This window comes from Phenylobacterium sp., assembly GCF_025934275.1.
Lineage (GTDB): Bacteria > Pseudomonadota > Alphaproteobacteria > Caulobacterales > Caulobacteraceae > Phenylobacterium.
The window spans coordinates 1-17,389 of record NZ_JAICYI010000033.1; the positions used below are offsets into that span (position 1 = coordinate 1).

The 17,389-nt window shown below is 69.8% G+C and carries 20 protein-coding genes; 10 read left to right on the forward strand and 10 right to left on the reverse strand.

Going from position 1 to position 17,389, the window contains the following annotated elements:
- On the forward strand, nucleotides 1-283 hold a 283-nt coding region (locus Q0W60_RS09990; protein WP_297695100.1), incomplete at its 5' end, for a hypothetical protein.
- A 115-nt stretch (nucleotides 284-398) separates the two neighbouring features.
- Here the strand turns inward: Q0W60_RS09990 and Q0W60_RS09995 are convergent.
- The 4 genes from Q0W60_RS09995 to Q0W60_RS10010 form a co-directional block, all read right to left on the reverse strand.
- Nucleotides 399-2,249: an ATP-binding protein gene (locus Q0W60_RS09995; protein WP_297695102.1), complete on the reverse strand. Its 1,851-nt coding sequence runs from the start codon at nucleotides 2,247-2,249 to the stop codon at nucleotides 399-401.
- Between the two features lie 110 nt (nucleotides 2,250-2,359).
- Nucleotides 2,360-2,542 carry a DUF3606 domain-containing protein gene (locus tag Q0W60_RS10000; RefSeq protein ID WP_297695178.1) on the reverse strand — a complete coding sequence of 61 codons (183 nt, stop codon included), beginning with the start codon at nucleotides 2,540-2,542 and terminating at the stop codon, nucleotides 2,360-2,362.
- A complete protein-coding gene (locus tag Q0W60_RS10005) occupies nucleotides 2,542-2,706 on the reverse strand; it encodes a hypothetical protein (protein ID WP_297695104.1) in 165 nt (54 codons plus the stop codon). Before Q0W60_RS10005 ends, Q0W60_RS10000 begins: the two co-directional genes overlap by 1 nt.
- A 60-nt stretch (nucleotides 2,707-2,766) precedes the next feature.
- The gene (locus tag Q0W60_RS10010; protein WP_297695106.1) at nucleotides 2,767-3,417 is read right to left on the reverse strand and encodes an alpha/beta hydrolase; all 651 of its coding nucleotides are present in this window, start codon (nucleotides 3,415-3,417) and stop codon (nucleotides 2,767-2,769) included.
- A 199-nt stretch (nucleotides 3,418-3,616) separates the two neighbouring features.
- Between Q0W60_RS10010 and Q0W60_RS10015 the strand changes: the two genes are divergently transcribed.
- The 9 genes from Q0W60_RS10015 to Q0W60_RS10055 are packed head-to-tail and all read left to right on the forward strand — an operon-like array spanning nucleotide 3,617 to nucleotide 10,833.
- Nucleotides 3,617-4,051 carry an Rrf2 family transcriptional regulator gene (locus tag Q0W60_RS10015; protein ID WP_297695108.1) on the forward strand — a complete coding sequence of 145 codons (435 nt, stop codon included), beginning with the start codon at nucleotides 3,617-3,619 and terminating at the stop codon, nucleotides 4,049-4,051.
- Nucleotides 4,048-5,208, forward strand: coding sequence for a cysteine desulfurase family protein (locus Q0W60_RS10020; protein WP_297695110.1), 1,161 nt, complete (start codon nucleotides 4,048-4,050; stop codon nucleotides 5,206-5,208). The genes Q0W60_RS10015 and Q0W60_RS10020 overlap by 4 nt, the downstream gene beginning before the upstream one ends.
- 2 nt (nucleotides 5,209-5,210) lie before the next feature.
- Nucleotides 5,211-6,680, forward strand: a complete 1,470-nt coding sequence (gene sufB, locus Q0W60_RS10025; RefSeq protein ID WP_297695112.1) for a Fe-S cluster assembly protein SufB — start codon at nucleotides 5,211-5,213, stop codon at nucleotides 6,678-6,680.
- Entirely contained in the window at nucleotides 6,677-7,081 is a 405-nt protein-coding gene (locus Q0W60_RS10030) for a hypothetical protein (protein WP_297695114.1), read from the forward strand. The genes sufB and Q0W60_RS10030 overlap by 4 nt, the downstream gene beginning before the upstream one ends.
- Complete coding sequence (sufC, locus tag Q0W60_RS10035; protein ID WP_297695116.1) at nucleotides 7,081-7,827, forward strand: Fe-S cluster assembly ATPase SufC; 747 nt, start codon at nucleotides 7,081-7,083, stop codon at nucleotides 7,825-7,827. The genes Q0W60_RS10030 and sufC overlap by 1 nt, the downstream gene beginning before the upstream one ends.
- On the forward strand, nucleotides 7,824-8,855 hold the full coding sequence (sufD, locus tag Q0W60_RS10040; protein ID WP_297695118.1) for a Fe-S cluster assembly protein SufD: 1,032 nt from the start codon (nucleotides 7,824-7,826) through the stop codon (nucleotides 8,853-8,855). Before sufC ends, sufD begins: the two co-directional genes overlap by 4 nt.
- The gene (locus Q0W60_RS10045) at nucleotides 8,855-10,069 is read left to right on the forward strand and encodes a cysteine desulfurase (RefSeq protein ID WP_297695119.1); all 1,215 of its coding nucleotides are present in this window, start codon (nucleotides 8,855-8,857) and stop codon (nucleotides 10,067-10,069) included. The genes sufD and Q0W60_RS10045 overlap by 1 nt, the downstream gene beginning before the upstream one ends.
- 3 nt (nucleotides 10,070-10,072) lie before the next feature.
- On the forward strand, nucleotides 10,073-10,435 hold the full coding sequence (locus Q0W60_RS10050) for an SUF system Fe-S cluster assembly protein (RefSeq protein ID WP_297695121.1): 363 nt from the start codon (nucleotides 10,073-10,075) through the stop codon (nucleotides 10,433-10,435).
- Between the two features lie 2 nt (nucleotides 10,436-10,437).
- Complete coding sequence (locus Q0W60_RS10055; protein ID WP_297695123.1) at nucleotides 10,438-10,833, forward strand: iron-sulfur cluster assembly accessory protein; 396 nt, start codon at nucleotides 10,438-10,440, stop codon at nucleotides 10,831-10,833.
- Between the two features lie 16 nt (nucleotides 10,834-10,849).
- On the opposite strand, the gene Q0W60_RS10060 is transcribed toward Q0W60_RS10055, so the two are convergent.
- The 6 genes from Q0W60_RS10060 to Q0W60_RS10085 all read right to left on the reverse strand — a co-directional run bounded on the left by Q0W60_RS10060 (nucleotide 10,850) and on the right by Q0W60_RS10085 (nucleotide 17,339).
- Nucleotides 10,850-11,038 carry a hypothetical protein gene (locus Q0W60_RS10060; RefSeq protein WP_297695125.1) on the reverse strand — a complete coding sequence of 63 codons (189 nt, stop codon included), beginning with the start codon at nucleotides 11,036-11,038 and terminating at the stop codon, nucleotides 10,850-10,852.
- A gap of 9 nt (nucleotides 11,039-11,047) precedes the next feature.
- Nucleotides 11,048-11,848: an enoyl-CoA hydratase/isomerase gene (locus Q0W60_RS10065; protein ID WP_297695127.1), complete on the reverse strand. Its 801-nt coding sequence runs from the start codon at nucleotides 11,846-11,848 to the stop codon at nucleotides 11,048-11,050.
- Between the two features lie 70 nt (nucleotides 11,849-11,918).
- A complete protein-coding gene (locus Q0W60_RS10070) occupies nucleotides 11,919-12,971 on the reverse strand; it encodes a GGDEF domain-containing protein (protein ID WP_297695129.1) in 1,053 nt (350 codons plus the stop codon).
- Nucleotides 12,972-13,021: 50 nt separating this feature from the next.
- Nucleotides 13,022-14,524 (reverse strand): DEAD/DEAH box helicase, encoded by a 1,503-nt coding sequence (locus Q0W60_RS10075; RefSeq protein ID WP_297695131.1) that lies wholly within the window; start codon nucleotides 14,522-14,524, stop codon nucleotides 13,022-13,024.
- Nucleotides 14,525-14,702: 178 nt separating this feature from the next.
- On the reverse strand, nucleotides 14,703-16,676 hold the full coding sequence (locus Q0W60_RS10080; RefSeq protein ID WP_297695133.1) for a PQQ-binding-like beta-propeller repeat protein: 1,974 nt from the start codon (nucleotides 16,674-16,676) through the stop codon (nucleotides 14,703-14,705).
- Between the two features lie 114 nt (nucleotides 16,677-16,790).
- Nucleotides 16,791-17,339 carry a hypothetical protein gene (locus Q0W60_RS10085; RefSeq protein ID WP_297695135.1) on the reverse strand — a complete coding sequence of 183 codons (549 nt, stop codon included), beginning with the start codon at nucleotides 17,337-17,339 and terminating at the stop codon, nucleotides 16,791-16,793.
- Nucleotides 17,340-17,389: the final 50 nt, after the last annotated feature.

Consider the following 17,389-nt stretch of genomic DNA (forward strand, 5'->3'; position numbering starts at 1 on the left):
GGTCCTGGAGCCGCGTGTCATGCAGGTGCTGGTGGCGCTGGCGCGCGAGCGCGGCGAGATCGTTTCGCGCGACGACCTGATCGCCAGCTGTTGGGCGGGCCGGATCGTCGGTGAGGATGCGATCAACCGCTGCACCTTCCGGTCCGACCCCCGCTTCTGGCGCGCGGCCGCCCGGGCGGGCTACCTCGACTACTGGCGCAAGCGAGGCGTTTGGCCGGACTTCTGCTACGACCCGAAGCTGCCGTTCGATTGTAGAAGGGCGGCAGTCGCGGCAACCGGCTGAGGACTCGGCCCCGCCGGCGTCTTCGGGAAGACCGGTCCGTACCGCCCCCGTTCACAGCCCCCGAAGTCGGTGACCTCAAGGCACAGGGGGCCGACTGCAGCCCTTGCGCTCGCCGTTAGCTCGCCAGGCGCGCCGGCTCGGCTCCGCCGGCCTCGGCCGCCTCGGCGAGCAGCCGCTCGATGGCGCCGAACAACAGCGCGGCGTCGATCGGCTTGGGTACGTGGGCGTCCATGCCGGCGCCCTCGTACTCGGCCACCTGGTGGGCCATGGCGTTGGCAGTCAGCGCGACGATCGGGATGCGCGGGCGGCCGAGCGCTGTCTCCGCCTCGCGGATGGCGCGGGTAGCCTCCATGCCGCCCATCTCCGGCATCTGGATGTCCATCAGGATCAGGTCGAAACCGCCGTTCTCCCAGGCCTCCACCGCCAGCTTGCCGTTCTCCACCACCACCGGCTCGACGCCGACCTGCGCGAGCAGCGCCTTCAGCACCAGCTGGTTGGTCGGGTTGTCCTCGGCCGCCAGGATGCGCAGGTCGCCTGCCTCGGCCGGCGCCGCAGGCTCGAAGACCGGCTCGGGGGCGGGCGCCGGCTTCGCCGCGCCCGCCTCGGCCCGCTCCAGTGGCAACGCGATGGTGAAGCGCGAGCCCTTGCCTGGTTCGCTCTCGGCGCCGATCGTCCCGCCCATCAGCGTGCAGAGCTCGCGGCAGATGGCCAGCCCCAGGCCCGCGCCGTCGTGCCGGCGCGTCGCCGACAGGTCGGCCTGTTCGAACTTCTCGAAGATCCGCTCCAGCCGGTCGGGGGCGATGCCCACGCCGGTGTCGGAGACGCTGAGCACGAGGCCGCGGTCCGCGCCGGCCTCGACCGAGAGCTTGATCTCGCCCTCGTCGGTGAACTTGAGCGCGTTGGAGATCAGGTTGAACAGCAGCTGGCGCACGCGGGTCGGATCGCCGAGGTAGGCGCCCTTGGCCGCGTCGGCCACGAACAGCTTGAACTTCAGCCCCTTCTGCCTGGCGAGCGCCTTGAACGAGACGTGCGCGCTCTCCGCCACATCGCCGATCGCGAAGGCGATGTGGTCCAGCTCCAACTTGCCGGCTTCGATCTTCGACAGGTCGAGGATGTCGTTAAGGATGGCCAGCAGCGACTCGCCGGAGTCCCTGATGGTCTGCAGCCGGGCGCGCTGGGCCTGGGTCAGGGTGGGGTCGGCGGCCAGCGCCTGGGTCATGCCCAGGACGCCGTTCAGCGGCGTGCGGATCTCGTGGCTCATCACCGCCAGGAAGGCGCTCTTGGCCTGGCTGGCGGCCTCGGCCTGGCGCTTGGCCTCCATCAAGGCCGCGAGGCTGGGTGTCTCTTCGCCGGCGCCCGCCGGGCCGGAGCCCTCAGCGGCCGGGGGCGGCGCCCGCGGCGTCCGACGCGCCGCAGCCCGAGACTCGGCCCCGCGCTGCAGGTCGCCCAGCAGCACATAGCCGGCCAGCCCGCCCTGGACCAGGGACAGGAGGATCAGCGCCGTCTCGCCGCCCCAGCGCGAGGGGAACAGGATGGTGGTCAGGAGAGGCGCGATCAGCGCCGGGGCGTGGGCGATGTCCAGCGCCGGCGAGCGGTCCCGCCGGGCGACCACATAGAGCAGCAGGGCGGAGAACACCCCCATGCCGCAGGCGCGACCCGCCATCCCGCCCGCGCTCCACAGGATGAGGCCGGCGGCGATCCACAGATAGCTCTGCAGCATGCGCAGGATCACCGAGCCCCAGCCGCGCAGCTGGGTCATCGGCTCGCCCTCGGCGATCGGCTGCATCACCGCCTGCAGCCCGCCCTCCAGCGGCAGGGCCAGCGCCGCCCAGGCCAGCGCGGCGCGCCAGTCGCCGGCCACCGCCAGCACCAGGGTCATGGCCAGGCTCGCGCCGAACCTCAGCTTCGCCTGGCTCCGGTCGCGCGACGTGGCCTGCAGGAACGGTTCGTCGAACCAGCTCTCCATGCCGCCATCTTGGCCCGGCGCGGCCTGCCGGAGCGTGAACCGACATGGTTGGAGACGTCTTCACCATGCTCCGTTCCTCCCCATTGGGGGGAGCGGGTAGATCTCCCGCGTCAGCGCCTCTTGCCGAGCTCGGCGGCGATGTCCTTGGTCAGCCGCCCCACCTTGCGGTGCGCCGCGGTGATCTGTTCGCGGCTGACGCCCCAGCGCTTCATCCAGTATTCGACCGCCTTGCGCTCGGAGAGGTCCAGCCGCTCCTTGTCGATGAAGCCCCGCTTGTCCTTCAGCCCGGCCACTACCGCTTCACCCACGGCTTGGACGCCCCGGCCGGCTGGGCGGCGGACCCGCGCTGGACCTTCCCGGCTCCGGGACCCTTCGGGCGCGCCTCAAGCGCGGCTTTCTTCAGCCGAAGAGCGCGCTGCAGGGGCGTCTCGGAGGGATCGTGCGGCGGTTCGTCCACGCCGCTGATCTAGCACGGTCCGGCCCTGGGGGTGAACGGTCCGCGCCCAGCCCTATCCCCTTACGCCGGCTGGGCGGCCAAGCGCTTGTCGAGGTAGGCGCCGATCCGCCCCTCCAGGTCTGGCAGGTTCTCGACCCAGAAGTGGCTCGCGCCCTCCACCACCTCGTAGTCGATGGTGATGCCTTTCTGGGTGCGCAGCTTCGAGACCACTCGCTCCACCTCGATCGCCGGCACCACGCTGTCATTGCCGCCGTGCAGGATCAGGCCAGAGGCGGGGCAGGGGGCCAGGAACGAGAAGTCGTAGGCGTTGGTCGGCGGCGAGACGGCGATGAAGCCGTCGGTCTCCGGGCGGCGCATCAAGAGCTGCATGCCGATCCAGGCGCCGAAGGAATAGCCCGCCACCCAGCACTGTGAGGCCGCCGGATTGGTCGCCTGCAGCCAGTCCAGCGCGGTCGCCGCGTCCGCCAGTTCGCCGATGCCGGCGTCGAACTCGCCCTGGCTGCGCCCGACACCGCGGAAGTTGAACCGGAGCACCGAGAAGCCGCGCTTCATGAACAGGTGGAAGAGCTGCACCGTCACCGGGTTGTTCATCTGGCCGCCGGCCTTGGGGTGAGGATGCAGCACCAGCGCCACCGGCGCCGTCTCGCTCTTGCCTTGGGAGTACCGCCCCTCGATCCGCCCGGCTGCGCCGGTCAGAACCACCTCTGGCATTTGAGCCCTCTCGAAAACAACGTCGGCAATACTTGACTGCTGCGCTAGGTCTTCCTAAGTCCCGGGCATCCGGCCGGACCGGGCAGGCAGCCCCGCGCGAGGCGGCGGCTTGTAACATAGCCCAGCCCGGATGCGCGCAAAAACCAACGCGCCCGCGTGCGCAAGCACGCGAGCGCCAAGGAACAGAAGGCAGCCGCAGATGCGCCTCTCCACCAAGGGCCGCTACGCCGTGATGGCGATGGTCGACCTCGCCCGCCGCGAGAGCGATGCGGCGCGCGCCGTGGCGCTCGCCGACATCGCCGCCCGCCAGGAGATTTCGCTCTCCTATCTCGAGCAACTGTTCGCCCGCCTGCGCCGCCAGGGCCTTGTCACCTCGGCCCGCGGCCCGGGCGGCGGCTACCGCCTGGCCAGGGGCGCGGACGCCACCTCCATCGCCGACATCGTGCTCGCCGTCGACGAGCCGCTGAAAGCCACCCGCTGCTCGGAGGCCAGGGGCTGCATGATCAAGGGCGAGCGGTGCCTGACCCACGACCTCTGGGACGACCTCGGCGCGCGCATCCAGTCCTACCTGGCTTCGGTGAGCCTGGCCGACGTCGCCATGGGCCGCATCAAGGCCGAGCGGCAGGCGGCATGAGCGCGCGCGCCTACCTCGACTACAACGCCACTGCCCCGGTGCGTCCCGAAGCGCGCCAGGCGGTGCTGCGCGCCCTGGACCTCGGCGGCAATCCCTCCTCCGTGCACGCCGCCGGCCGCGCCGCCCGCGCGCTCGTCGAAGAAGCGCGGGCCGAAGTGGCGGCGCTGGTCGGCGCGCCGGCCGCGAGCCTGGTGTTCACCAGCGGCGGAACGGAAGCCAACGGACTGGCGATCGGGAGCGCCATCGCGGCGGGCGCGAGACGCCTGATCGTCTCGGCCATCGAGCACGACAGCATCCAGGAGACCGCGGAAGCCTCGGCCGTCGCCGTCGAGGTGCTGCCGGTGGACCGGAACGGGGTCGCCGACCTCGACTGGCTGCGCCGGCGGCTGGCGCGCTGGGACGCCGCCGACGGTCGGCCGTTTGTCGCCCTGATGCTCGCCAACAACGAGACCGGCGTCATCCAGCCGGTCGCCGAGGCGGCCGAGCTGGTGCTGGACGCCGACGGCTGGCTGCACGTCGACGCCGTCCAGGCCGCGGGCAAGATCCCCCTCGACGCCCGCGCGCTCGGCGCCGACACCCTCGCCGTCTCCGCCCACAAGCTCGGCGGGCCGCAGGGCGCAGGCGCGCTCGCCATCGGGCCCCGCGCCGCGCTCACCCGCCGCCAGCACGGCGGCGGGCAGGAACGCGGCCGTAGAGGCGGAACAGAGAATGTATCTGGGATCAACGGATTCGGAGCTGCAGCGAATGCATCGCGCGAATTGATGACGCACCTCGTCGATGTTGCGGAAAAGCGGGCCTGGCGCGACGCCGCCGCCGAGCGCCTGAAGGCCGCCGGCGCCGTCGTGATGGGCGAGGCCGCGCCGCGCCTGCCGAACACTCTGTGCGTCGCGACCCCCCGCTTCCCGTCCGAGCTGCAGGTGATGGGCCTCGATCTGGCCGGCGTCATGGTCAGCGCCGGCGCCGCATGCTCGTCCGGCAAGGTCAGGGCCTCGCCGGTGCTGGCCGCCATGGGTCAGGGCGAACTGGCCGGCTGCGGCATCCGCGTCTCCGGCGGCTGGGCGACCAGCGAAGCCGACTGGAACAGGTTCGCCGACGCCTGGTTCGAAGCCTTCCAGCGTCACGCCGCGCGCCGCGCCCCGGCGCCTGCAGGAGCCTGATCATGGCCGCCGTCCGCCAGACCGTCGAACACGTCGAGAGCCTTGAGCGCTACAAGCACGGCTTCGTCACCGAGATCGCCCAGGAGTTCGCGCCCAAGGGCCTGAACGCCGACGTGATCCGCTTCATCTCGGGCAAGAAGGGCGAGCCCGAATGGATGCTCGCCTGGCGGCTCGAGGCTTTCGAGCGGTGGCAGGCGATGGAGGAGCCCGGCTGGGCGAGGGTGTCGTTCCCGCGCATCGACTATCAGGCCGCCTACTATTACGCCGCGCCCAAGCAGAAGGCGGGACCCAAGAGCCTTGACGAGGTCGATCCGGAGATCCTGGAGACTTACAAGAAGCTCGGCATTCCGCTCCGCGAACAGGAGGTGCTCGCGGGGGTCGAGGGCGCGCCGAGATACGCCGTGGACGCCGTCTTCGACAGCGTCTCGGTGGTGACCACCTTCCGCGAGGAGCTCGCCAAGGCCGGCGTCATCTTCTGCCCGATGAGCGAGGCGATCCGCGAGCACCCGGAACTGGTGAAGACCTACCTGGGCTCGGTCGTGCCGGTCTCCGACAACTACTTCGCCTGTCTGAACTCGGCCGTCTTTTCGGACGGCAGCTTCGTCTATGTGCCGCCGGGCGTCCGCTGCCCGATGGAGCTGTCGACCTACTTCCGCATCAATGCGGAGAACTCCGGCCAGTTCGAGCGCACGCTGATCATCGCCGATCGCGGCGCCTACGTGTCCTATCTCGAAGGCTGCACCGCGCCGATGCGCGACGAGAACCAGCTGCACGCCGCGGTGGTCGAGCTCGTCGCTCTGGAGGACGCCGAGATCAAGTACTCCACCGTCCAGAACTGGTACCCGGGTGATCCCGAGACCGGGAAGGGCGGCATCTACAACTTCGTCACCAAGCGCGCCGACTGCCGCGGCGACCGCTCCAAGGTGGCCTGGACGCAGGTCGAGACCGGCTCGGCGATCACCTGGAAGTACCCGTCGTGCATCCTGCGCGGGAACGACAGCGCCGGCGAGTTCTACTCGATCGCCATCACCAACGGCCGCCAACAGGCCGACACCGGCACCAAGATGATCCATCTGGGCTCGGGCACCCGGTCGCGAATCATCTCCAAGGGCATCAGCGCCGGGAAGTCCTCCAACACCTATCGGGGCCTCGTCTCCGCCCACCCGAAGGCCAAGGGCGCGCGCAATTTCACCCAGTGCGACTCGTTGCTGATCGGCAAGCACTGCGCCGCCCATACCGTGCCCTACGTCGAGGCGCGCAACGGCCAGGTGGTGCTGGAGCACGAAGCGACCACGACGCGGCTCTCCGACGACCAGCTGTTCTATGTGATGCAGCGCGGCCTTTCCCAGGAAGAGGCGGTGCAGCTGCTGGTCAACGGCTTCGTCAAGGACGTGCTGCAGGAGCTGCCCATGGAGTTCGCCGTGGAGGCTCAGAAGCTGGTGGCCATTTCGCTGGAGGGGAGCGTCGGATGACCTCGCGGACCAAGAAGGAGAAGACGCTCTCGCTGAAGGACGCCTTCGAGATGGAATACGCGCGGCGTCAGATGGAGCGCCGCAAGCGCGATGAGGCCGAGCGCAAGCAGCAGGAGGAGGATCTGGCGCGGGCCGAGCGGCTCCATGAGGCTCTGCAGGCGGACGCCGAGTTCCTGGCCCGCCGCGACCTGACCGTCGACCGGCGCCGCTACACGGTCTCGATCGACCACCGCGACTATCGCGTGGCCGCCTACTTCGAGGCCGGCAAGGCGAGCGTCACCTCGGCGGACAAGCGCACCGCGAGCACCACGACCGCGGCCCCCCGCAAGCAGCAGACGGTCGAGAGCGTTGAAGAGGCGCTCTCGGTGATGGCCCAGTTCCTCGTCGACGAGACCCGCTGATGCTGACGGTCTCCAATCTGCACGCGGCCGTCGACGGCAAGGAGATCCTGAAGGGTCTCACCCTCGAGGTTCCCGCCGGCGAGGTGCACGCGCTGATGGGTCCGAACGGGGCCGGCAAGTCGACCCTGTCCTACGTGCTCACCGGCCGTGACGGCTATGAGGTCACCGCAGGGTCCGCCACGCTCGAGGGAGAGAACCTGCTCGCACTGTCGCCGGACGAGCGGGCGGCCCGCGGCGTCTTCCTGTCGTTCCAGTACCCCTTGGAGATCCCAGGCGTCCCGGCGCTCACGTTCATCCGCACCGCGCTGAACGCCCAGCGGCGGGCGCGCGGCGAGGCGGAGATCTCGGCTCCGGAGTTCCTGAAGCTCGCGCGCCGGACGGCGCAGAGTCTGAAGATCGACTTCGAGATGCTGAAGCGGCCGCTGAACGTCGGCTTCTCCGGCGGCGAGAAGAAGCGCATGGAAATCCTCCAGATGGCGATGCTCTCGCCGCGCTTCCTGATCCTCGACGAGACGGACTCCGGCCTGGACATCGACGCCCTGAAGATTGTCGCTGAGGGGGTCAATGCGCTGCGCGCGCCCGACCGGGCGATGCTGATCATCACGCATTATCAGCGGCTCCTCGATTACATTCGGCCGCACCGCGTGCATGTGCTCTCGGCGGGCCGCATCGTCGCCTCGGGCGGCCCCGAGTTGGCGCTAGAGCTGGAGCGCGAAGGCTACGACAAGTATGCGAGGGCCGCTTGAGCCTGGCCGCAGCCATACGGGACCGCGATCCCGCCGCGCTTCCGAGCCGGCGTGACGAGGTGTGGCGCTGGACCGACCTGCGCGGCCTGATCCGCGAGGTCCCCCCGCCGTCCGCGCGCATGGATCCGCGCGACCTAGGACCGGGGGTCTTCGATCATCTCGCCACGAGCTCCTATGTCGTGGCGAACGGTCTCGAGCCGGTGCGGATCGAGATCTCGGCCGGCGAGAGGACCATCGTCGCCCTGCGGTTCGTCTCCCGCGGCCAGGGGGCTCATGCCGCTCTTGCCGAGATCCGGCTTGGCGAAGGCGCGCGCCTGCGTCTCCTGGAGACTTATGAAGGCGAGGGCGCCTACCTCGCGGACGCCTCGCTTTCCATCACGCTCTCGCCTGGGGCCGTCGTCGAGCGCATCGTTCTCGCCGACGATGATCCCGAGGCGGTTTCCGTCAGCCACGCCAACGTGAAGCTCGCGGCCGGCTCCGAGTTCGGTCAGATCGTGCTCACGTCCGGCGCGCGGAGGCAGCGGATCGAGACCCGCGTGGTTCATCCTGACGGCGGCGCAAAGCTCCGGCTCGACGGCGTCTATCTGCTGGAGGGAAAGCGGCATGCCGACCTCACCACGGTGGTCGAGCACCAGGGCCTGGACGGGGTCACCATGCAGATGACCAAGGGCGTGGTCCGCGATCAGGCCCGCGGCGTCTTCCAGGGCCGGATCGTGGTGGCCGAGGGCGCGGACCGCACCGATGCGCGGATGGAGCACCACGCGCTCATCGTGGGCGACCGCGGCGAGGTGGACGCCAAGCCCGAGCTCGAGATCTACGCCGACGACGTCGCCTGCAGCCACGGCAACACGATCGGCGCGCTGGACCAGGAGGCGCTGTTCTATGCCCGCCAGCGCGGCATTCCAGAACCCGAGGCGCGCGCTCTCTTGACCGAGGCCTTCATCGGCGAGGTCGTGGACCGAGTCTGGTTCGAAGGCGCTCGCGAGATCGTCCGCCGGTGGGCCGCCCAGCGGCTGAGGGGCGCCTGATGGCCTTCGACGCCGAAGCGATCCGCGCCGACTTCCCGATCCTGCAGCGGCAGGTGAACGGCAAGCCGCTGGTCTATCTCGACAGCGCCGCCTCGGCCCAGAAGCCGTCCGCGGTCATCCAGGCCATGGTCTGGGCGATGGAGCATTCCTACGCCAACGTGCACCGCGGCCTGCACACGCTCGCCAACGAGACGACCGAGGCCTACGAGGGCGCACGCAAAAAGGTCGCCGGCTTCATCGGCGCGCAGCCGGACGAGATCGTCTTCACCAAGGGCGGCACGGAGGCGATCAACCTTGTGGCCGCGGGCCTGGGCGCAAGGCTCCAGGCGGGCGACGAGATCGTGCTCACCGAGATGGAGCACCACGCCAACATCGTGCCCTGGCACTTCCTGCGCGAGCGCCAGGGCGTCGTGCTGCGGTTCTGCCCGATCACCGACGAGGGCGCGCTCGATCTTGAGGCGTTCCAGGCCCTGCTCGGCCCCAGGACGAAGGTCGTGGCGCTGACCCACATGTCCAACGTGCTGGGCACGATCAATCCGGTGGCGGATCTGGCGGCCATGGCGCATGCCGCCGGCGCGCTGGTGCTGCTCGATGGCTGCCAGGCGATCGTCCACAAGCGGGTCGACGTGAAGGCGATCGACGCCGATTTCTACGCCTTCTCCGGTCACAAGCTGTATGGCCCGACCGGCGTCGGCGTCCTCTACGGCAAGGCCGAACAACTGGCGGCGCTGCCTCCCTATCAAGGCGGGGGCGAGATGATCGGGCAGGTCACGCTCGATGCGATCACCTATGCCGATCCGCCGCATCGGTTCGAGGCCGGCACGCCGCCGATCCTGGAGGCGATCGGCCTGGGCGCGGCGATCGACTGGCTCTCCGGTCTCGACCGGCTGGCCATCGCCGAGCACGAGCATCGCCTCTATCAACGCGTCCGCGAGGGGCTGGCCGGCGCGAACTGGCTGAAGGTGCTGGGCGAAGCGCCGGGCAAGGGCGCGATCCTGGCCTTCACGGTCGACGGGGCCCACGCCCATGACATCGCCCAGATCCTGGATCGCTACGGGGTGGCGGTGCGGGCCGGCACGCACTGCGCCGAGCCGCTCATGCGGCGTTTCGGCGTCACGTCGAGCGCCCGGGCCTCCTTCGCCCTATATAACACCGAGCGTGAGGCCGACTTCTTCGTGGACGCCCTCACCAAGACTCAGGCCTTCTTCGCGTAACCCATGGACGACGCAGCTTCCATCGACGGCGACACGACCCGCCCGCTCTCGCAGGCGGAACTGGACGCGCTCACCGATCAGCTGATCGACAAGCTCAAGACCGTGTTCGATCCGGAGATCCCGGTGGACATCTACGAACTCGGCCTCGTCTACAAGGTCGACGTCTCGGACGACAAGGACGTGGCGATCGACATGACGCTGACCGCTCCAGGCTGCCCGGTCGCCGGCGACATGCCGGGCTGGGTCGAGCAGGCGGTGATGGAGATTCCGGGGGTGCGATCCTGCAAGGTCGACCTGGTGTTCGATCCGCCATGGGATCCCTCGCGGATGTCCGACGAGGCCAAGCTGCAGCTCAACATGTTCTGACCATGGCCGAGCTTTCCGTCACACCCACCCCCCGCGCACGCCGCCCCCGACCCAAGGTCGTCACCCTGACCGAGGCTGCGGCCCAGCGCGTGAAGGAGATCATGGCCAAGGCCGATCGGCCCTACATCGGGCTTCGCGTCGGCGTGAAGAACGGCGGCTGCGCCGGCCAGGAGTACGTGCTCGAATATGCCGAGAAAATCGAGCCGCCGGACGAGGTCGTCGAGGACAAGGGCGTGACGATCGTCATCGAGCCGAAAGCGGTGTTGTTCCTGATCGGCGCCGAGATCGACTACGAAGTCACCAAGCTCACGGCGAAGTTCGTGTTCCGCAATCCCAACGAGACGGACGCCTGCGGCTGCGGCGAGAGCGTCACCATCCAGCCCGCCAAGCCCGACTGAGTTCCGAGGCGGCGAATTAGGCGGCCGGCTTGCGCCGTGCGTAGACGATCACGCCGATGCCCACGAGGGCCAGCACGGCCCCATAGATCGCCCACACGATATGGCCGGTCATGAAGCTTCCCGGCAGCACGTTGACGCCCTGCAGGATCCAGACGCAGCCCAGGAGGATCGCGAGCGCGCCCGCGACCGTTAGGACCAGCTTCATCTTCGCCCCCTATCTGCCCTTGAATTCGGCGGGCCGTTTCTGGAGGAAGGCGACGATCCCTTCGCGCGCGTCCTCCGTGCGGCCGGCGTCGCCCTGCGCGTAGGCTTCCGCCTCGAGCTGCAGGTGCCACTCGGCGTCGAAAGCTTGCCAGACCAGATTGCGGGTCATGCCGAGCGAGCTCGGGCCGCTGGCCAGAGCGCCGGCGATCTCCAGGGTCTTCGGCATCAGCTCCGCGTCGGGCACGCAGCGGTTGATCAGGCCCCACTCGAGGGCCGTGGCGGCCGGCAGCTTCTCGCCCAGCAGCATCAGCTCCATGGCGCGGGCCTTTCCGATCAGCCGGGGCAGCAGCCAGGTCGCCCCGCCATCCGGAACCAGGCCGATACGGCGGAAGGCGAGCAGGAAGTACGCGCTCTCCGCCGCGACGCAGAGGTCGCAGGCGAGCGCCAGTGAGACACCTACGCCGGCCGCCACGCCGTTCACCGCCGCGACGGTGGGCTTGGGCGACTTCCGAAGCGTGCTGACGAACGGGTTATAGACCTTGAGCAGGCTCTCGTTCGGACCCTTTGCGGCGCCGCGTCCGTCGACCCGTCCGCCCGAGAGGTTCGCGCCGGAGCAGAAGCCGCGACCCTCGCCGGTGATGACGATGCAACGCACGCCGTCGTCGGCGATGAACGCCTCGACGCCGGCCTGCAGCTCGGCGGTCAGCTCGGCGCCCGCGGCATTCAGGGTGGCGGGATCCGAAAGGGTGATGATCCCGACGCGATCCTTGATCTCGCTGCGGACCTTGGGGGCGGCTGCGGCTCCGTCCATCATATCCTCCGTCGAACGAACTCGGTTCGATCTACGGCACGATACCCGGCGTCAGCCTAGAGGGAAATCGTCAGGCGGCGGCGGCGATCGGGTCGGCGGCCGAGGTGCGGTTGCGGCCGCCGCGCTTGGAGGCGTAGAGCGCCGCGTCCGCCCGTTCGATAAGGCCGGCCGGGGCTTCGTCGGCGCGGCGTTCGGCCAGGCCGGCGGAGATGGTGACCGCGCCCAGGTCCTCGCTGGTCGAGCGGCGCTTCAGCACCCGCGAGGCGACTTCGCAGCGGATCTCCTCCAGCACGGCAAGCGCCGACTTGGCGGCTTCGCCGGGGAAGATCAGGGCGAACTCCTCGCCTCCGTAGCGGGCCGCCGTGCGCGGTGAAGCGCCGGCGCGACCGATCACGCTGGCGACGTAGCGCAGCACCTGGTCGCCGGTCTGATGGCCCCAGGTGTCGTTGAACAGCTTGAAATGGTCGATGTCGATGAGCGCGAGCGAGAGCGCCTCGCCGGTCTCCTCGGCGGTGGCGCAGGCGCGCTCGAGGGCTTCGTCGAAGGCCTTGCGGTTGGCGAGGCTGGTGAGGCCGTCGGTCATCGCGTCGAGCCGGGTCTGTTCGAGGTGTTCGCGCAGGCGGCTCACCTCGGCGGTGGTGTCGGCGAGCTGGCTCTCCAGGGTGGCGTTCTCCTGGCGCACCCGCTGGGTCGCCTGGGTCAGGGTCTCGACCATCGCCTTGATCTTGCCGGTGTCCTCGCCGGCCAGGGATTCCGAGGCGCTGGCCAGCTGCTGGCCGTACTCCTCGCTTGAGGAGCGCGCGGATTCAATCGCGCGGGAGACCGAGTCCAATTCCTTGGTCAGCGCATCTCCCGCCTCGAGGATCTCGCCGGACAGCCTTGCCTTGGGCAGGAAGCGCTCGGCGAGCTTCTCGCCGACGCTCTCGGTGAACGGCTCGCCCGCCTCGATCAGCAGGTTGATCTCGGCGGCGAGCGGACTGTCCTGGGCGGCCACGTAGTGGCTCCAGAGCTCGAAGTTCAGCGCCGTCGGCCAAACCTTGTGCTTCTCCATGGCCGCGATCGCCCGGCGGGCCAGGTCGTAGGCTTGCGGGCCGCGCAGCGAGGTCTCGAATTCCGCCGACATGCGGAGAATCCTAGGCGGCAGAGCCAAACGGCTGGTTAAGCGGCAGGGTTTCAGGAACGTCGTGACGAGGGCGGCCGCTGCAGGAAGGCGGGCACATCGCCGCCGAAACCGACGACGCCATCGCCCTCGTCGCGCCGCTCGCGCCGCTCGCCGCGCGGCTCCGGACGATTTCGCTCGCGGCCGGAGGGACGCTCGCGCTCGGCGGCGCGCGGCTCGGGCGGATTCACGGCCTCAGGCTCGGGCGGCGCGGGGCGCGGCGCCTCGGGCCGGGCGGCTTCGGGCTCCGAACGCGGCCGGCGTTCGCGCCTCGGCCGCTCAGGACGTTCCCCGCCCGGCGTGCGCTCACCGCGGCCTGAGCGCTCGCCACGCCCGCCCCGTTCGCGGCCGCGTCCGCTCCGCGGCTCGTCCTTCAGGTTGGCCCAGTCCAGGTCGAGGGTGATCTCGTCCGGCGTCTTGCCGATCAGCTTGAGGATCTTCTCGAGGTTTCGGCCGTCTGCCGGGGTGACGATCATGAACGCCTGGCCGGAGCGACCGGCGCGGCCGGTGCGGCCGATCCTGTGCACGTAGTCGTCGGCGTGGTGCGGCACGTCGTAGTTGAAGATGTGGCTGACGTCGGGGATGTCGAGGCCGCGGGCGGCGACGTCGGACGCGACCAGAAGTTTCAATTCGCCGGTGCGGAAGGCGTCCAGCGTGCGCATCCGTGTCTGCTGGTCGAGGTCGCCGTGGATCGGCGAAGCGTCGAGGCCGTGCTTGCGCAGCGACTTGGCGACGATGTCGACTTCGGACTTGCGGTTGCAGAAGACGATGCCGTTCTTCACGTCCGCCCGGCCGATCAGGGCGCGCAGCGCGGCACGCTTCGCCTTGGGGTCGGAGGAGGGGATGCGAACCAGGTTCTGGGCGATGGTCTCGGCGGTGGTCGCGGGCTTCGCCACCTCGATGCGCAGCGGATCGTTGAGGAACTGCTTCGTGAGTCGGGTAATCTCCGGCGGCATGGTCGCCGAGAAGAACAGCGTCTGCTTGCCGGGCGGGGTGAGCTTGAAGATCCGCTCCAGGTCCGGGATGAAGCCCATGTCCAGCATGCGGTCGGCTTCGTCGACCACCAGCATCTGCACGCCGGTGAGGAGCAGCCTGCCGCGTTCGAAATGGTCGAGCAGGCGCCCCGGCGTGGCGATCAGTACGTCGACGCCGCGATCGAGCTTGGTCTCCTGGTCGCTGAACGAGACGCCGCCGATCAGGAGCGCCCAGGAGAGCTTCTGGCCCTTGGAGTACTTTTCGAACGCCTCGGAGACCTGGTCGGCGAGCTCGCGGGTGGGTTCGATCACCAGCGCGCGCGGCATGCGCGCCCGGGCCCGGCCGGCGGCGAGACGGTCGATCATCGGCAGGGTGAAGGCGGCGGTCTTGCCGGTGCCGGTCTGGGCGATGCCCAGGACATCACGGCGCTGCAGGACGGCGGGGATGGCCCCGGCCTGGATCGGCGTTGCGGTATGGTAGCCTGCGTCGGCGACGGCCTGGAGGGTCGCGGACGACAGGCCAAGTTCGGCGAATTCTATCATCAGATACGCATGGGGCGGCGACCTTCCGGATCAAAGGCAGGCATGCCGCGGCGGCGCGGACGGAGATCGTCGCGCGCCGCGGAACATACGGGCGAGGCTCGGCAAGTCAACGCGTCCGGTCCGCCTCGGTTCATGAGCGTATCGCGGCGCGAGCCTGTGCGCCCGGGCGCACCAAGCCCTACCGGCCGTCGACCGAGTAGGCGAGCAGCACGTTGACGCCGTTTCCCCCGGTCCGCGAGGCGCCGTTGAAGCCGCTCATCACATAGACCATGCCGCTTGCGACCGCGGGACCGAGGCCGTCGATCGAGCCGCCCGGCTGGGCCTTGATCTGGTTGAGCGTGTCGTAGGTCTGGGCTGTGGTGGAGGTCTGCCAGAGGATCTTGCCGCTCGCGGTGTCGTAAGCCCGCAACCACCCGTCCGTCGTTCCGGAGAACACCACGCCTGGGATGACGCTGGGGGCCGCCGACTGGGCGCGGATGCAGCGGCCGCCGGCATAGTCGCGGCTGCGATCGCCTGCATAGCGGCACGGCGCGTCCGGCGCAGGCGCGGCCCAGAGGATCTTGCCGGTTGCGGGGTCCAGCGCATAGAGGCCCGGCTTGGCGGGGCCGTTCTCGCCTTCCACCGGCGGCTTGCCCTGGGCGCGCATCACGTCGTCGAACAGGTTGATGGTGTCGGCGTTGGCGACGTAGAGGCGCTTGTCGTCGGCCGCCATGCCCCACTCGATGCCGCCCAGCGCCGAGCCCGAGCCGACCTTTGTGCTCCAGAGGAGCCGGCCCGTGTCAGGATCCATGCCGTAGACGGTCCCCGACTTCTGTCCGGACAGCACCACCTGCTTGCCGCTCGGCAGCTTGAACAGGATGGGCGATGCGCCGAAGTCGTAATCGGGGCCGATCGGGTTGGGGCAGTTCGCGCCGCGCGTCGCGCCGTTACAGCCCATGATGAAGTTGTCGCCGGGGGTGACCTGGCGTTTCCAGCGGACCTTGCCGGTGGCCATCTCAATGGCGACGATGGCGTCGGCCCCGGCGGTGGGAACTTCGGTGTAGCTGTCACCCGTCGCCACATAGACGAGGCCGCGCTTGGCGTCGGCGGTGGGGGCGGACCAGATGGCGCCGCCGGCCGGCCCTTGCAGCTGGGTTCCGGCGGCGGTCTTGCGCGTCGGGTGCAGCGGTTCGGTGATGACGTAGGTCTTCCACTGGATTTGGCCGGTCTCGAGGTCCAGCGCCGAGAGCGAGCCGCGGAACGAGCAGCAGGGATAGGCGGCCTGCGTCGCCGCGCCTTCCTCGCCCGAGCTCATCGGCACGAAGAGCTGGCCGCCCGAGACCACCGGCGTCCCGGTGATGCCCGCGACCGGATTGCTCTCCAGCGGCGCGCTGCGCCAGATCGCCTTGCCGGTCTGGGCGTCGAAGGCGCCGACCGTGCGGTTGCGCTCGCCGACGAAGGTCGCCCAGCCGGAGGGCGAGATGGCCGACTTCACGATCATCGGGGTGGTGCGCGAGGCGACCCCTTCGGCGACCCAGCGCACGCAGCCCTTCCTGGCGTCCAGCGCATAGAACTTGCCGTTTCGGTTGGTGACGAACAGCCAGTCGCCGATCACGGTCGGCATGCCGCCGCCGACCATGGAATATGCCCATTTCAGTTTCAGGCGCGCCACGTCGGCCTTGGCGAGGTCGGGGTCGCGCTGGAAGCGGCGGGAGGCGGCGTCGACACCGACGCTCGCCCAGTCGGAGCCGGTCTGGCGGATCGGCGGCGCCGCGCCGTCGCACTTCGGATCGACGCCGGGCGGCGGGCGAAAGCCGCCGCGGCGGGCAGGCGTCGCCGCAGCCTGTTGGCCCGGATGGGCGTAGGGCCCCTCGGCGCCGCGCGCGGTGAGGTAGTCGGCGATCGCCTGCTTGTCCTCGGCCGAGAGCCCCGTGGCCATGGGCGCCATGACGCCGGAGGTCAGTACCTCGACGATCTGAGCGGCCGGCAGGACGGCGAGCGAGGCGCGCGCCGGCGCCCGGCCGACCGGCGGCTCGTGGCAGGCCCCGCACCGGGCGTTGAACAGCGCCGCGCCGTCCGGCGCCGCTGGCTGGGCGCGGACAATCAAAGGTCCGCAGAACGCCGCCGCGCAGGCCGCGGCGGCCGCCGCGGCGATCCAACTCCCGAACTTCATCCCCGACCTTTTCTTGTTCTGCTTCCGACGTCGCGGGCCTCTTCGCCTGCGGAGATTGCAGGCGTGTGTCTGGCGAGGGCAAGCCGCAGCTTGCCGCGACGACGGATGCAGGCCTCAGGCGGAGCTCTGGAAGGGATGACCGGGCGAGGGCGGCGCGTTCAGCGCAGGCGCCGCCGGCTGGGCGGCAGATCCCGGCGCATCGTCGCCGAACGAAGGCTTGGGCAACCCCAAGTCCTCGCACAGTCGTACGATCTGCGCCTCGATCGGCGTGGCGGCGAAGTCGTCGTCGAGCACGGCCGCATCGAGTTGTTCGCCCAGGGCGGCGACGAGATCCTCGCCTTCGTCCTCGTCCCGTTCGTATTCGGTCCAGATCAGCCGCTCCACCGCAGCTTCCACCTGGGCGCGGCGGCGCTCGACGCCACGTTTCCTTTCCTTTTCGGCCGCCTCGCGATCCTCGCGATCGGCGCGGGTCAGGTCGCGCGCGAAGCGCGCCTCGAGCGCCATCGACTGGCGCACGGAACGCGAGACCTTGTGGAAGGCGTTGGCCACGTCGGCGGCCTCGGCCGGCGTCTCGGCGGCCAGCGCGCGGGCCTGCAGGTCGAGCGCGATGACGCGCCCCGCCTCCGTGAGCTCCGCCAGCACGCTCGCGTGCCGCTCAGCCATGTCCGCCCGATTCACCATGAACGAAAGTAGAACACATGCAGCAGGAGCAA

Excerpts from the sequence above, each read along its gene's own strand:
- Q0W60_RS10015 (WP_297695108.1), top strand. The coding sequence starts at position 3,617 with ATGCGCCTCTCCACCAAGGGCCGCTACGCCGTGATGGCGATGGTCGAC.
- Q0W60_RS10050 (WP_297695121.1), top strand. The coding sequence starts at position 10,073 with ATGGACGACGCAGCTTCCATCGACGGCGACACGACCCGCCCGCTCTCG.
- sufB (WP_297695112.1), top strand. The coding sequence starts at position 5,211 with ATGGCCGCCGTCCGCCAGACCGTCGAACACGTCGAGAGCCTTGAGCGC.
- Q0W60_RS10085 (WP_297695135.1), bottom strand. The coding sequence starts at position 17,339 with ATGGCTGAGCGGCACGCGAGCGTGCTGGCGGAGCTCACGGAGGCGGGG.
- Q0W60_RS10065 (WP_297695127.1), bottom strand. The coding sequence starts at position 11,848 with ATGGACGGAGCCGCAGCCGCCCCCAAGGTCCGCAGCGAGATCAAGGAT.
- Q0W60_RS10075 (WP_297695131.1), bottom strand. The coding sequence starts at position 14,524 with ATGATAGAATTCGCCGAACTTGGCCTGTCGTCCGCGACCCTCCAGGCC.
- Q0W60_RS10060 (WP_297695125.1), bottom strand. The coding sequence starts at position 11,038 with ATGAAGCTGGTCCTAACGGTCGCGGGCGCGCTCGCGATCCTCCTGGGC.
- Q0W60_RS10055 (WP_297695123.1), top strand. The coding sequence starts at position 10,438 with ATGGCCGAGCTTTCCGTCACACCCACCCCCCGCGCACGCCGCCCCCGA.
- Q0W60_RS10030 (WP_297695114.1), top strand. The coding sequence starts at position 6,677 with ATGACCTCGCGGACCAAGAAGGAGAAGACGCTCTCGCTGAAGGACGCC.
- Q0W60_RS10010 (WP_297695106.1), bottom strand. The coding sequence starts at position 3,417 with ATGCCAGAGGTGGTTCTGACCGGCGCAGCCGGGCGGATCGAGGGGCGG.
- sufC (WP_297695116.1), top strand. The coding sequence starts at position 7,081 with ATGCTGACGGTCTCCAATCTGCACGCGGCCGTCGACGGCAAGGAGATC.
- Q0W60_RS10020 (WP_297695110.1), top strand. The coding sequence starts at position 4,048 with ATGAGCGCGCGCGCCTACCTCGACTACAACGCCACTGCCCCGGTGCGT.
- Q0W60_RS10070 (WP_297695129.1), bottom strand. The coding sequence starts at position 12,971 with ATGTCGGCGGAATTCGAGACCTCGCTGCGCGGCCCGCAAGCCTACGAC.
- Q0W60_RS10045 (WP_297695119.1), top strand. The coding sequence starts at position 8,855 with ATGGCCTTCGACGCCGAAGCGATCCGCGCCGACTTCCCGATCCTGCAG.
- Q0W60_RS10080 (WP_297695133.1), bottom strand. The coding sequence starts at position 16,676 with ATGAAGTTCGGGAGTTGGATCGCCGCGGCGGCCGCCGCGGCCTGCGCG.
- Q0W60_RS09995 (WP_297695102.1), bottom strand. The coding sequence starts at position 2,249 with ATGGAGAGCTGGTTCGACGAACCGTTCCTGCAGGCCACGTCGCGCGAC.